At 45.9% G+C, this 15206-nt stretch carries 8 protein-coding genes and 1 riboswitch; of the genes, 3 read left to right on the top strand and 5 right to left on the bottom strand.

All coding sequences use genetic code 11. From position 1 onward, the window contains the following. Nucleotides 1-30: 30 nt before the first annotated feature. From ACLTWA_RS09370 to addB, 3 genes are all read right to left on the bottom strand, one after another. Entirely contained in the window at nt 31-1311 is a 1281-nt protein-coding gene (locus ACLTWA_RS09370; RefSeq protein ID WP_412327438.1) for an amidohydrolase family protein, read from the bottom strand. A 115-nt stretch (nt 1312-1426) separates the two neighbouring features. After that, a riboswitch (purine riboswitch) is annotated at nt 1427-1522 on the bottom strand. A 68-nt stretch (nt 1523-1590) separates the two neighbouring features. Continuing rightward, on the bottom strand, nt 1591-5298 hold the full coding sequence (gene addA / locus ACLTWA_RS09365; protein ID WP_412327437.1) for a helicase-exonuclease AddAB subunit AddA: 3708 nt from the start codon (nt 5296-5298) through the stop codon (nt 1591-1593). After that, on the bottom strand, nt 5276-8719 hold the full coding sequence (addB, locus tag ACLTWA_RS09360; protein ID WP_412327436.1) for a helicase-exonuclease AddAB subunit AddB: 3444 nt from the start codon (nt 8717-8719) through the stop codon (nt 5276-5278). The genes addA and addB overlap by 23 nt, the downstream gene beginning before the upstream one ends. A 161-nt stretch (nt 8720-8880) precedes the next feature. Here addB and ACLTWA_RS09355 point away from each other — a divergent pair, with 161 nt between their 5' ends. Beyond that, complete coding sequence (locus ACLTWA_RS09355) at nt 8881-9321, top strand: hypothetical protein (RefSeq protein WP_412327435.1); 441 nt, start codon at nt 8881-8883, stop codon at nt 9319-9321. Nucleotides 9322-9397: 76 nt separating this feature from the next. Next, entirely contained in the window at nt 9398-10795 is a 1398-nt protein-coding gene (locus ACLTWA_RS09350) for an MATE family efflux transporter (RefSeq protein ID WP_412327434.1), read from the top strand. Nucleotides 10796-10803: 8 nt separating this feature from the next. On the opposite strand, the gene ACLTWA_RS09345 is transcribed toward ACLTWA_RS09350, so the two are convergent. Next, complete coding sequence (locus ACLTWA_RS09345; RefSeq protein ID WP_412327433.1) at nt 10804-11676, bottom strand: YitT family protein; 873 nt, start codon at nt 11674-11676, stop codon at nt 10804-10806. A gap of 496 nt (nt 11677-12172) precedes the next feature. Here ACLTWA_RS09345 and ACLTWA_RS09340 point away from each other — a divergent pair, with 496 nt between their 5' ends. Next, nucleotides 12173-13582, top strand: coding sequence for a spore germination protein (locus ACLTWA_RS09340; RefSeq protein WP_412327432.1), 1410 nt, complete (start codon nt 12173-12175; stop codon nt 13580-13582). A 40-nt stretch (nt 13583-13622) separates the two neighbouring features. Here ACLTWA_RS09340 and guaB read toward each other — a convergent pair whose 3' ends face one another. Continuing rightward, nucleotides 13623-15077: an IMP dehydrogenase gene (gene guaB, locus ACLTWA_RS09335; protein ID WP_412327431.1), complete on the bottom strand. Its 1455-nt coding sequence runs from the start codon at nt 15075-15077 to the stop codon at nt 13623-13625. Between the last annotated feature and the right edge of the window lie 129 nt (nt 15078-15206).

The following is a 15206-nucleotide window of genomic DNA, read 5'->3' as shown; positions in this document are numbered from 1 at the left end:
TTCGTACCTCCTGACAGCCGGAAACTGTCTCTAGAATATCCGGCTTCCTTCTGTGAATTTTCCTTTGATATGTCTGTCATCTGACAGGTAAATAAAACGTTCCAGCCTTTCCTTTAAGGAAAGAGCCTGAGGATGAGGCAGACTGCTGTCATCCAGAATCAGAGCATCAAACTCATAGCCTTTTAAAAAGCTTCCAACCTTTCCAAAGAAAGCTCCTCCGCCTAAGGTTCCCATATAAAATGCCTCTTCCACAGTAACCGGCTTTAAGCTTTCATCAAGAAGGCGCCACCTTAATTTTGATGCGGATATGGCATCCACCATGGCCCGGAAGATGGATTCCCCGCTGCCTCCTGCCACGTCGGTTCCAAGTCCGATATTCATCTCCTGCTCAAGATAGGTCCTTACGGGAGCGACTCCGGAAGCTAAATTAATATTGGACTGTGGACAATGGGCAATAAAAACTCCACGCTCCTTCATCAGCCCGATCTCTGTTTTTGAAGAGTAAACGCAGTGAGCCATCACCGTTTTCACCTTTCCCCCAAACATTCCGAACTGATCGTATGCATCTCCGTAGAATCGGGAGGCCGGACATAATCCTTTGACCCATTCAACCTCACTTAGGTTCTCCGATAAGTGGGACTGGACTGGAATCCGGTATTTTTTCTGTATTCCGGAAAGCCGTTCCATCAGCTCATCCGTACAGGAGGGAATAAATCTGGGAGTCAGAATGGGACTGACATTTGTATATTTTAGCATCACATGTTCTAACCATGCCTCCGTGTCCCGCGCTGACTCTGCCGCACTGTTTTCACAGTAATATTCCGGAGAATTCCGGTCCATATTCACTTTTCCCACCATGGTCTTTAAGCCGGTTTCTTCCATTATGTCCATTAAAACCTCTGTGGCCGGACCGTGTATGGTGGCAAAGATGCAGGCCCTCGTCGTTCCGCTCTTTTTCATTGCATCCGCAAATATCTGATAGGCTTTCTTTGCATAATCCAGATCTTTGTACCTGGCTTCCTCTGGAAATGTATTGGTATTCAGCCAGTCCAAAAGCTCCAGATCCATATGGAGCCCCCGGAACGAAAACTGGGGCGCATGGATGTGGAGGTCAATAAGACCGGGAATGATCATTTGGTCCCCACAGTCTGTCAGAGGAAGATTTACAAACTGCTCCGGCAGTTCTTTAAATACCCCTTCCGACTTTCCTTCCAAACAAACAAGATATCCCTGTTCTACGGTCCGCAACAGATTCCTGTCCTCGCTGTAGCAGATATCCCCCTTTAAGACAAAACTTTTATCACCAGTCATAGAACCTCCTGTCCGCATTCTGCAAAATAAAACACGGCAGTTCCGATTGCAAACCACCGCTTTTTTCTATCTCTTTTGCGTATACACCACAAAACACAGCCCATGGGGCTGCGTCATAATCCATGGGAAAACTTATAGACAACTATTCCGGTAGCTGGTAGAAACACTCAACCAATTATGAGCATATATAAGTTCCTTGCATCTGACACTATATAAATTTTGTGACCTCTGACAGGTCGACTATAACATATGGTACAACTTTTTGTCAATGACACTGTGTCATATTTTAAACCTTTTCCCCTCTATCCGCACTTCCTTTTGAAGCGCAAGAGAATAGATCACCGCTTCTTTTACCTTGTTCCCGGTCATCTGCTCCAGAGCACGGGTATAATAATCCATCTGCACCCGGTAACGGTCAATCAACACCTGTTCCTCTCCCTTATTGATGTGATCGGTCTTATAATCCACCAGAACAAGTCCATCCTCTTCTTCCATATAAGCATCAATGATACCCTGAATTAAAATAAGCTCCCCAGAATCTCCGATATCCATTTCCCGTGCAGGTATTCCAATAACGAACTGCTGTTCTTTTTTTAACCGTTTTTCCTGCTGGGCCTTAGAAAGGCGCTTTCCCAGGGGGGAATTCAGAAAGTTCAGAAGCACTTTTTTTGAGATGAGGGAAATGCTCTCCTCATCCATACGCTTTTCTTTTTGAAAGCTCTCTATGGCCTCTTCCAGTTCTCTTTCCGTTCGGACAGAACCAAAGTCCAAAAGCTCCAGAATGCGGTGATATGCGGTTCCCCGAAAGGCACCTCTGGCTTTCTCACCGGCCCCCTCTTCTTTTAAGAACAAAGGAATGGTTGGCAGAAATTCACTCTCCTCATCATCAAGAAACTGTCCCTGTTTTTTTAATTCCGATACGGATAGCTTTGTATGAAGTCCAATATCAGCTTCATAAGGATACCGGTATTCAAAAGCCGCTTTCAGCTCCCGTTCAAACTCCTTATCATACACCCGTTTTGTATCAAGAGATAAAAGGCGTTCTTTTGTAAGCTTTTTCCCGGCCTGCCGCTCTACCTCCCGTCCCACAAGCTCTGTAACAGAAAGCTGACGGACCACCACGCTGCCCGTATCCTGCCCCTCATCGGATAAAATGGCTGTTTGGGAATACTTTCCGGAAAGGCTCATGATCATCCAGTCCAGATAAGAATCCGCCGTAGAAAGAATGGTAAACGGAATCTCTCCATTTGCCCGAAATACCTCCGCATACCGATCCAGCTTTTTTTCCAGATACCGGTCCAGACCTGTCATCACCAGCTTTTCCCTGGCTCTGGTCATTGCTACATAAAGCACACGCAGCTCTTCGCCCATGGCTCCCAGCTCTGTTTTTCGTTTCAGGACATGTTTTTTCAAGGTAGGTGCCTTTATGCGCCGTTCCAGATCCAGATGGTCGGTTCCGATTCCCAGATCCGGGTCGATCAAAATCTTTCCGTAAGCATCCTGCTTATTAAACTTTTTCCCCATTCCTGCAAGAAAAACCACAGGAAATTCCAGTCCTTTGCTTTTATGGATGCTCATAACTCGAACCGTATTCTCTTCTCCAGCCAGAGAAGCCTCCCCAAAATCCGTATCATACTTTTTTAAATTTTCAATATAGCGGATGAAGTGGAACAAACCGGTATAACTTGTCTTTTCATAGGCAGAGGCCTTTTCCACCAGCATGGAAAGATTGGCTCTGCGGACCTCTCCCGCCGGCATGGCAGAGACATAATCATAATATCCGGTGCCTTCATACAGGTCATAGAGAAGCTCGTGGATGGAAAGGTAAGCTGCTTTTGCCCTGTAAGAAGCAGTCATATCTGCAAAACGCTTGAGCTTTCCATAAAGCTCTGGATAATCCGGATCCCGGTCACTTTCATAATCCTTTAAGTACTGCTGCCATGCCCCATAGATGCCACGGTCCTGGCCTTTTTTCGCTGCCTTTTTAAACAGAGCCGTCATATGGGCCATCTCCTCATCCGTCACCTGGCCGATGGGCGATTTAAGCACCGCAGCCAGAGGGATATCCTGCATGGGATTGTCGATGATATTCAGAAGGGAAAGAACGATTTCCACCTCAATGGCCGTAAAGTAACCGGTTTTTCTTTCCGCATAGGCAGGGATTCCCTCATTCATCAGAACATTGACGAAATCCTCTGCCCAGCCGCTTAAGCTTCGTAAGAGAATCACCATATCCCCATATCCGGCAATGCGGTAGCCGCCTGTTCCATTTAAATTCTTATCCCAGACATAAAGACCTTTTTTTGGATGAACGAACTCCCGGATTCTGGCTGCAATGGCTTTTGCCTCCAGTTCCCTGCTGGTAAAGTCCCCGCCGTCGTCATCCATCTGCTTTAATAATTTCCCTTCTGCATGGATCATAAGAAGTTCCGGCTTTTCCCCTGCACGCCCCTCAAAAGGAGCATATACGGCACCGGGGTGAAGGGCTGCATCCTTTGTATACCGGATATTCCCCAGATTCTTCGTCATGATCTGATAGAACACCTCATTGATGCTTTTAAGGACCACTTCTCTGCTTCTAAAATTCTGATGGAGTTCGATCTTCTGATAATTTCCTTCTTCCGTCTGATAGGACTCGTATTTCTCTAAAAACAGCTGGGGCCTTGCCAGACGGAACTGGTAGATGCTCTGCTTTACATCACCAACCATAAAAACATTGGGTGTGCCAAACCGCTCTCTGGAAATACTGTTGATCAGAGCTTCCTGCACATCATTGCTGTCCTGGTATTCATCCACAAGGATCTCGATAAACTGTGCACTCAGCTCATCGGCTGCATCAGAGGGAATCCACTGATCCTCTTCCTTTTTTAAAAGAATCTCCAGGGCATAGTGCTCCAGATCATTAAAATCCACCAGATTCTTTTCCCTTTTTTTCTCCTGATATCTCCTTGCGTATTCTTCCGCCAGATCAAGAAGCATGGTGACCGCTTCCCTGGTTCCCAGAATATCAGAAAACACCTCATCAGGAGATTCAAAGCAATACAGCTCAGCCAGCTTTCCTACCGCCTTTTTTACCCGGTCCCTGACTCCCGTTACGTAAGCCTTTTTCTCCGGATCAATCTCCTTGCTCCGTATGGAAGCGAGGCGCTCAAAGGATACGGATTTCAGCTGCTCATTAAGGCTTTCATAATTATCAGCCCCAAGAATACGTTTCAAAAGGTTCAAGTCGCTTGTCAGCATGGGAAGATATGCCGCCGGGCCGTTTTCCTCTTCACAGACCTCTGCCGCTGCCTGGATCTGGCTGATGAATTCTGTAATCTGAAGGGCGGCATCGTGCATGAGGAACTTCATCCACTCCGTATTCATCATCTGTCCTTTATCTCCCGCAGCAAGCTCGTCTCTGCAACGGGCCAGCCATTCCCCCGGCCACGGATTGCTTTGGGAAAAGGTATATACCTGCATAATGTAATCCTCAATCCCATGATCCGTCTTACCGCTTGCATAGGTTTCCACGAACTGCTCAAAAAGAGGATCACCCGACTCATAGAATGCTTCCAACATCTCTTTCATCACATCCGCCCTTAAAAGGATAAGTTCTCCTTCATCTCCGACACGGAACGCCGGATCAATGTCCAGCTTGTTGTAATGCTCCCGGATCAGCCCCAGGCAAAAACTGTCTATGGTCGTGATCTGAGCATAGGGAATCAGTGCCGCCTGCATCTGCAAATGGGAATTATCCGGATTTTCAACCAGTTTTTCATCCACTGCCTTTAAAATACGTTCCCGCATCTCATCAGCCGCCGCCTTTGTGAACGTCATAACAAGGAGCTGGTCGATCCTTACAGGCTCTTCTCCCTCAGTGATCATGCGGATGATCCGCTCCACCAGCACTGCCGTTTTTCCGCTTCCTGCCGCCGCTGATACAAGCAGATTCCGGTTCCTGCTTTCAATGACTGCTTTTTGTTCATCCGTCCAGCTTATCGCCATCGTCTTCTGCCTCCTTTTCTCCTTCAATCACCGGCCAGATTTCCTCGGATTTCAACGCCTTAAACTTGCGGTAGCCATACCCTTCTGTCTTTAAATCAAAACCGCAGACCGCATGATAGGGACAATAATCGCAGGCGCTCCGGCTGCCCTGTTTATAAGGGCTTACATCGATCACGCCGTCTAAAATCTCTCTTCCCTCTGCCTTTAGCTTTTCCTGAACAAACTCCCGCAGGGCGGCAAACCTTTTTCCCCCTGCCACAGAGGATCTGGCCTCCTGAATGATGCCGTTTTTCATGGCGACCGGAATCACATCGGACTCTGCCTCAATCTCATGATCCAGATGGGATATGGAATTTAAATCCGTATTGACCAGTCCGTTCATACGAAGCTGCTTTAGCATTCTGCGGTTGATTTCCTCATCTGTCATCTCCCCTTCTTTGTCTACTATGGGATCCCCGATGTTATAATAGAAGATTCCGGCCGGAACCACAGGCTTTTCCGGCTTCCGCCGTTCCTCCATTTCAAGAGCCGCATCCATGTAGACCACAAGCTGCAGCTGGAGTCCGTAGTACAGAGCCGTCAAGTCAAAAGCCGTTGCCCCTGACTTATAATCAATGATCTTAACATAAACCGCCTCTTCATCCTCGCATAAATCCATACGGTCGATTCTGCCTTTTAAATGAATGGCCTCATCCCCCGAAAGAGGGATCCGCATGGCCCTTAAATGATCAGACGCGGAAAAAGACACTTCAAATCCAACCGGAGTAAAATCTCCTTTTTTCAGCTGTTCCGTAAGCGCCCACATGGTCCGGTCTGTAATCCGTTCCACCTTACCGGCCAGATAGGCATTCCTGGCGGAGCTTTTTAAAATGGTATTGCCGTAATCCCCGGTCACCTGAACCACACAGTCATGAACCAGAGCCTTCCGTTCTTCTTCTGTCAGGGACTTAAAATCCTTCCCTTCCTCCTTTATCCGCTGAAAGCACAAATCTATGGAATCATGGAAGAGATTGCCGATATCCATGGCTGCAAGCTCATATTCCTGCCGTTCCATCAGCTCCAGGCCGTAATTTAAAAAATGGGCGTAGGCACAGGAAGCATACTGTTCCATTCTGGTCACACTGCCGCTGATGACAGAACCATATAATGCCCTTGCCGCAGCCTTTCCGATGCCCTTCTGCTCATAAGTATAAAAGGCCGCATCCAGCAGCCGTCTTCCCTCCTCACTGTGCCGGTCAGATAAAAGAAAGGCTTTAAAAAGCTCAAAAAAGGTTTCATCTCCCCCGGTCAGCTTATATTCCCGAAGTCCGTCAGATAAAAAAGCCCTGGCTTCCCGCATGGAAAGGGGCACCCGCCCCCTGGCAGGAATAATCTCAGAAAGTCCCGGAAACAGCTTTTTCAGTTCTCCGACCAACGTAGAGGGACGCATGCTTTTCCCTGAGCCATCCATTGATGAATAAGAAAGGATCAGCTCCTGCTCCGGTTTTGTCAGGGCAAGGTACAGATAGAACCTCTGCCGGAATCCTTCTTCTTTTGCAGTAGGAGCCAGTTCAATGGCCTGATGGCCTAAAAACTCCCGTTCCCTGTCCGTAAATAAGCTGCTTTTTTCCTTTTTTACAGGCACGATCCCGTCATTGACTCCCACAAAGAACAGCATTTTTACATGGTCAAGTCTGGTTCTGGTAATGTCTCCCACCACCACACGGTCCACAGAAGCGGGAATAAGACCTACCTTTATCTCTGAAAAACCGGCATCAAGAATCTCCGCATACTCTTTCCTGCTTACATGCTCTTCTCCTAAAAGTCCGGCCAGACGGTCAAATAAATCCATGACCAGCCCATATACCTGGCTGTATTCCTTTGCCAGAATAAACTCCCCCATATCTTTGAACCTGGCTTCAAAAGCCAGCAGCTTTTCTTCGATCCCTGTCTCCATAAGCAATGCAGTCACTGCTGCTGTCATGGATCTTACGGTAGACTCCTCTTTGCCAAACGCTTCCCGAAGGCGCCTTAAAGGGGCAAGGATCTGTTCCTTAAATTCATTCAATTCTTCCAGATTCAGTTCCCTGGCTCCCCTGTACCAGCCTTCCCATACGGAATCCCACCGTTTATATCCCCGGATTCCCATGGCAATGACATAGTTCTCCAGACGGTCCGTCTTTTCTTTTTCCTCTTCTTCTGTGACCAGAGCCGTCTTCAAATACCGGAAAACGGATTCATAGGAAAAATCCTTCTCCAGGATTTGAAGGGCCGCCCGAATCAGCTCCACCATGGGGTTTTTTAAAATACTTTTTTTATCATCAAGAAAATAAGGGATGTCATTTAACTGGAACTGGTGAATGATTTCATTGGCATAGCTGCCAAGATTTCCGGTAACTACCGCCATATCCCGGTACCGGAGCCCCCGCATTCTTATGGCTTCTTCCATGGAATGGACCAGACAGGTGATTTCCTCTGTTGGATTTAAGGCTTTTACCAGGCGAATGGATTCCGGCTCCCGGCAGGTCTTTCCTTTATACCGGTATAGATTCTGTTCCAGAAAATCAAGGGCATTCTCCGATCCCATGCCTGACCTTTTAAACCGGACCGCCGGATGTTCCGTAAGAAGGATATCCTTTTCTCTGGAGGTTTGAGCCTCTTTTGCCAGATCATTCAGCCTCCATATCATCTGACGGCTCATATAAAACAGCTCCTGAACGCCCATTTCCCGGCTCATGTTCTCCGATGGATCGATGGTTACGGTCACGATCACCCGTTTGCAGAAACGAAGGAACAGGCTTAAGATGCGGTACTGGACAGGTGTAAATCCGGTATAGCCATCCAGAGTGATCACGCTGTTCTTTATCAGCTCTGACTGGGGCAGGACCCGGCAGAATACATCAAGAATCTCCTCTGTCGTGATATACTTATCCTTAATGTAATCTTTAAACCCCTGATACATCATGGAGATATCCGAAAGCTTCTGCTTTAACATCGGACTCATGGTGTCCGGAAGATTTTCACTGAGCATAGCCGGAGTCACCCCATACTGGTAAAGCTCCGACAGCATGGACTTTAACTGAGAGATAAAACCGGACTTGCCTAAATGCTCTTTATATAACACCAGCTCCTTTTTCTTACCGGAGGCCACCTTGCGCAGCACCATGGATTTCCCCATGTCATCAAGAACCTGGGGATTTTCTATGGCAAGCTCCTCAAAGATCCGGTAAGCCAGGCGGTTGAAGCTGACAATATCAATATTCATGACCCCGTGATTGGGATGAAGCGAGACAATCTCTTTCTGGGTCTGCATGGTAAACTGTTCCGGTACAACAGCAATATATCTGGTATCCGGCTCTTTCATGGAAAGCCGGATAAGTTCCTCATAAAGGCGGTAGGTCTTTCCGGATCCTGAACCGCCCAAAATAAACTGAAGGGACATAATCTCTTTGTCTCCTTTTTTAATAATCCTTTTTATGTAAAACAAAACACACGTTTGCTTATTATCTTAACACATATTTCCCCTGACAACAACGAAATCTTAGGCATGAAACCCCAATCTCAATAATACACTATAACAAAACTGTACGGAGGGCTTTTTATATGAGCTCAAAAACAAAAATCGTCGTATTACGAATGAAAGAAATCATTTACACTGCAATCTTCGTCGGCCTTGGAATTCTTCTTATTACTTTGTTTTTAGTCATGTTCCGCCCGAAAAAGGACTCGGTTCCCACGTCAGGCGACGCCGTGCACTATGTTCCGGGGGTCTACACCTCTGCCATAACGCTGAACAACCAGGACATCAATGTTACAGTCACCGTAGATTCAGGTAAGATTACCTCTGTGAGCCTGGTTCCTTTAAGCGAAGCTGTCACCACCATGTATCCGCTCATGCAGCCTGCCATGGATAACTTATCGGAGCAGATCGTAAAAAACCAGTCTACGAAAAACATTTCCTATTCATCGGACTCCCGCTATACCTCAGGTGTCCTTTTAAAGGCAGTGGACCAGGCTCTTTCAAAAGCAGAGAAAGCGGATTAGACGGGATTGTGTTTTTTTCTTTATGATTGTATAATGGGGAAACGGAATACATACTTACATGAATGAGGAAAACTACATGAATCAAACTACAAAAGCACAGGATGCAGCGGGGCATAACGGGATTACAGAGGGAGTGATTTGGAAACAGCTTCTTCTGTTTTTCTTTCCCATTTTATTCGGCACCTTTTTCCAACAGCTCTACAATACCATAGACGCCGTCATTGTTGGAAGATTTGTGGGCAAAGAGGCACTTGCAGCAGTAGGAGGTCCTACAGGAACACTGATTAATTTGCTGATCGGTTTCTTCATAGGGCTTTCTTCTGGTGCTACCGTCATTATCTCACAGTTCTACGGTGCGAAACAGGAGAAAAGGGTAAGGGAGGCTGTTCATACAGCCATCACTTTCTCTGTGATCACCGGTATTCTCTTTACCTTTATCGGCATCATAGGCGCCCCGTTTGCTTTAAAAGCTATGGGAACTCCTGACGATATCCTCCACTACGCGGTGGTTTTTATGCGTGTCTATTTTGCCGGCGTTACCGCGAATCTGATTTATAACATGGGAGCCGGGATCTTGCGCGCCATCGGAGACTCCAAACGGCCCCTTTACTTCCTTATTGCAAGCTGTTTTACTAATATTATTCTGGACATCCTGTTTGTGGTGTGTTTGCACATGGGAGTCGGGGGAGCTGCTCTTGCCACTGTTCTCTCCCAGCTTTTAAGCGCGGTACTGGTAATTCGTCTGCTGGTCCGTACCAGAGAATCCTACCGGCTGATTCCAAAAGCCTTAAAAGTCCATCCGGACATGCTGAAAAGAATTATCCGAATCGGGTTTCCTGCCGGTCTCCAGTCCGTCATGTATTCCCTGTCAAATATTATTATACAGTCAAGCATCAACACTCTTGGTACTGATACGATTGCAGCCTGGACCGCATACGGTAAGATCGACAGCATATTCTTTACCATTGTCAGTGCATTCGGAATCGCCATTACTACCTTTGTGGGGCAGAATCACGGAGCCGGAAAAAAGGACCGGATCTATAAGGGAATCCGGGTATGCATGACCATGTGCATTGCTTCTTCCATCGCTTTAAGCTTTTTGTTCTATACCTTTGGAAACCATATTTTTCTGCTCTTTACTGCAGATCCATCGGTGATCTCCATTGGAACTGAGATTCTCCGCTATCTTGCGCCGGTCTATGTTACCTATATCTGTATCGAGATTTGTTCCGGCTCTCTCAGAGGAACAGGGGACTGCTGGATTCCCATGCTGCTCACCTGCTTAGGCGTATGCGTACTCAGAATCGTATGGATCTGGGTGGCCGTTCCTCTGCACCCCACCATTGAAACGGTAATATTCAGCTATCCAATGACCTGGGTCACTACCTCAATTTTATTTATCTTTTACTTCACCTTCTTCAGCAGGCTGAAATGGCGCCGGCTTCCGGTCCTCTTAAGAAGACAGGCGCCCTGACGGAGCATCTATTCCATAGGAGCCCGGTAAAAGGTACCAAAAAACTGCTCCGTCCGGAACATATTTACGATTACATGTCCATCCACCTCATGAAACAGGGAAATGATATCGGCTACTTCATAGGAAGAGACAACTGTATGAAGGAGGTACATCTTTTTTTTGCTGTAGCCGCCTACCGCATCCACACAGGAGATTCCGTGATGAAAGGCTTTTATATATGCCTGGACAAGCTCCGGCCCTTTGGAGGTGGTAATCTGAAGGGTCACCCGGTCATACCTGTGATGGAAGGTGGAGATGATCTTCGTTCCTACAAACTGGAATAAGATGGAATACCCTGCATATCTCCAGCCAAAGATTGCACCAAAAGTACAGAGAAGAATCACATTTCCTATAAATACATAGGTCCAGATAGAATTGCCTGTTTTATTGGAAACATAAAGGGCGATAAAGTCCGTTCCTCCGGTAGAAGCATTCCCGCGAAGCGCAATGACAATGGAAAATCCGTAAAGAACTCCTCCATATATTACATTCAATATCTCATCGTCAAAAATCGGATTAAAGTGAAATACCCGTAAGAAAACACTGGCCAGGAAAACCTGCAGCAGCGAAAAAAAAGTGAACCGCCTGCTGATGCTTTTGCTGCATGCAAAAGCTACAGGAAGATTCAGTATGATCATACCAAGGGAAGTAGATATATTGATTCCAAAAAGGGACGTGACCCGGTCAATCAAGATGGCAATTCCTGTAAATCCTCCGGATAAAAGTCCTGCCGGCTGGATAAATGCCTGTATTACATAAGTCTGCAAAAGTGCTGATATGACAACTGCCAAAGTTGTCATTACATTTCTCACCCGTTTATCTCTCCTCAGTTTTTTCAGCATAATTTTCCTCCTCGTATCATTAAATGATATTATATGTAAATTCTTCTTCCATATCAATCTTTTTTTATAATAGGATCCCGCCGCCCCACTGCGCTCCTCCAAAAGATTTTTACCGTACAGGACCGAACTTTTCCATACAAAAAAAGAGGACTGCCCTTCCCCCACAGAAGGCAATCCTCCGTCACGGTCCAAACCGTCACATTATATTGTTTTTGCTAACCGGCATCCCCATGCCGAAATCAAGCACATAAGACACCTCTTTGTGCTTCTCACATGGATGATAATACCATAATTCAAATTAAAAGTCAATAATTTTGGTCTATTTTACCAAAAAATTACCTGTTATTCAAAAATCATTGCTACATTTTTTCGTATAGATTTTCTTTCTGCTTCTTTATGTTGCGTACAAATTGAATAAAACATATTTTCCGGAAAATTGCATATACTTTCCTTATTACCAAAATGCTTCTATTTCATTTGTAAGGAGATATATGTCATGGATTTTTCAAGCAGTCTCACAGATAACATGAATTATTTAAACAATAAGCTGGATGTAGACAAAAACTTTGATCTGGTTTACCGCACGTTCTATATCGGAGAAAGGGAAGCCTGCTTATATTATATCGAAGGTTTTACAAAAGGGGATGTGTGGCAGAAGATCATGGAGGACTTTTCAGCCTTAACCAGGGAGGACATGCCCTTTGATGCCCATGAGTTCTCCAAAAAGCTCTTTCCTTACAGCCAGGTAAACCTTGTCAAAGATGATGAAACCATGATAAAAGCTGTGCTTACCGGCCTTGCCGGCCTTTTTATTGACGGTTACGATAAATGCCTGGTCGTGGATAGCAGGAGTTATCCTGCAAGAGGCATATCTGAACCGGAAAAAGATAAGGTTCTCCGAGGTTCCAGAGACGGTTTTGTGGAAACTCTAACCTTTAACACAGCTTTAATCCGCCGGAGAATCCGTGACCCAAAGCTGACCATGGAAATCATGCATACCGGAGAAAGCTCTCATACCGATATTGCCATCTGCTATTTCAAGGGACGGGTGGATGAAAAACTTTTAGCCACCATCAAGGAACGGATCAACAAGCTGAAGGTAGACGCTCTGACCATGAACCAGGAAAGTCTGGCGGAATGTATCTATCCCCATAAGTGGTTCAATCCTTTTCCCAAATTCAAATATTCGGAACGTCCGGACACCGCTGCAGCCTCATTGCTGGAAGGAAACATCATTATCCTAGTGGACAACTCCCCCTCCGCCATGATCCTGCCTTCCTCTGTCTTTGACATTATTGAAGAAGCCGATGATTATTACTTCCCCCCCATAACAGGAACTTATTTAAGACTCTCCCGGCTTATCATTTCTATTTTAACACTGTATTTGACCCCGACGTGGCTGTTTTTCATGCAGAACACCGAACTGATACCCTCCTGGCTCCAATTCATACAATTATCCGAGCCTCCCCAGGTTCCTCTCTTGTTCCAGCTTTTAATCCTGGAATTTGCCATTGACGGACTAAGGCTTGCAGCGGTCAATACCCCAAGCATGCTGACCACTCCCCTCAGTGTGATCGCCGGTATTGTATTAGGAGAATATTCAGTAAAATCCGGCTGGTTCAACAGTGAGACCATGCTCTATATGTCCTTTGTCACCATTGCAAACTATTCCCAGTCAAGCTTTGAACTGGGCTATGCCTTTAAATTCATGCGGATAATCATACTTGTAACTACGGCTCTCTTTAACTTCTGGGGCTTTGTGGGCGGTGTCCTGCTTTCCATTTGTGCCGTTGTCTTTAACAAGACCATAGCCGGAAAGAGCTATATCTATCCATTGATCCCTTTCCATGTGTCTGAGCTTAAGAAACGGTTTTTCCGGGGACGCCTTCCTCACAGGGAAAAATAAATGACAGGCGGAGATTAAAAAATCTCCGCCTGTCATCTGTTTATTCGTCAATACTGTAGTTCGGTGCTTCTTTTGTAATATGGATATCATGAGGATGGCTTTCCTTTAAGGAAGCAGCTGTAATCTTTACAAATCTTCCATTATCCTGCAAAGCCTTTATATTCTGTGCCCCGCAATATCCCATACCGGAACGTAATCCGCCTAACATCTGGAATACGGTATCTTCCACCATTCCCTTATATGCAACACGGCCTTCCACGCCTTCCGGTACCAGCTTCTTGGCATCTGACTGGAAGTAACGGTCCTTGCTTCCATTCTCCATGGCTGCAATAGAACCCATTCCCCGGTACACTTTGTATTTTCTGCCCTGATACAGTTCAAAGGTTCCAGGGCTTTCATCACATCCGGCAAACATGCTTCCCATCATACATACGCTTCCGCCTGCTGCGATAGCCTTTGTTAAGTCTCCGGAATATTTGATTCCGCCGTCTGCAATGATTGGAACACCGTATTCTTTGGCAACGGCAAAGCAATCCATAACGGCTGTGATCTGAGGAACACCAATACCTGCTACCACACGGGTGGTACAGATGGAGCCAGGACCGATACCGACCTTGACCGCATCAGCACCGGCTTCAATCAGCGCTCTGGTGGCTTCTCCGGTCGCAACGTTGCCTGCAATGACCTGAAGGTCAGGATAGGCTTCCTTGATCATCCTTACGCAGTTTATAACGTTCTCAGAATGTCCGTGAGCAGAGTCAAGAACCACCACATCCACCTTTACATTCACAAGCGCCGCCACACGTTCCAGTACATTGGCCGTAATTCCAACACCAGCTCCGCATAAAAGTCTTCCCTGTGCATCTTTTGCAGACAAAGGATACTTGATCTGCTTTTCGATATCCTTAATGGTTATAAGACCTTTTAAGTTAAAATCATCATCAACGATCGGAAGCTTTTCCACTCTTGCCTTTGCAAGAATCTGCTTTGCTTCCATAAGAGTGATTCCTTCTTTTGCCGTTACCAGATTTTCCGATGTCATGCACTCTTTGATCTTTCTGCTGAAATCCTCCTGAAACTTCAAATCACGGTTTGTAACAATTCCGACCAGCTTTCTTCCTTCTGTGATCGGAACGCCGGAAATACGGAACTTTGCCATAAGTTCGTCCGCATCCTTTAATGTATGGTCCGGGGAAAGGAAGAATGGGTCCGTTATGACGCCGTTTTCTGACCTCTTAACCTTATCAACCTCATCCGCCTGCTGTTCTATGGTCATGTTCTTATGGATGATGCCGATACCCCCCTGTCTTGCCATGGCAATTGCCATGCGGTGCTCGGTTACGGTATCCATACCTGCACTCATAAGCGGAATATTCAGCTTGATGGTTTTTGTAAGGTTGGTCGTTAAATCAACCTGATTGGGAATTACCTGTGAATATGCAGGAACTAACAGCACATCATCAAAAGTAATGCCTTCGCCAATAATTGTACCCATTAATATTTCCTCTCCTTCTTTAGATTTTTATTAACATCGCTAATATACATTTTGCTTGTTAGTTACCTAGTTTAACAAATTTTACATAGGTTGTCAACGGACATTTTTTTGTATTTTTCCGTCATAGGT

Origin of the sequence: Lacrimispora sp., assembly GCF_046972725.1 — a bacterium.
Lineage (GTDB): Bacteria > Bacillota > Clostridia > Lachnospirales > Lachnospiraceae > Lacrimispora.
Note: the sequence above shows the minus strand (reverse complement) of the source record. Positions and strands in the feature narration are given on the sequence as shown.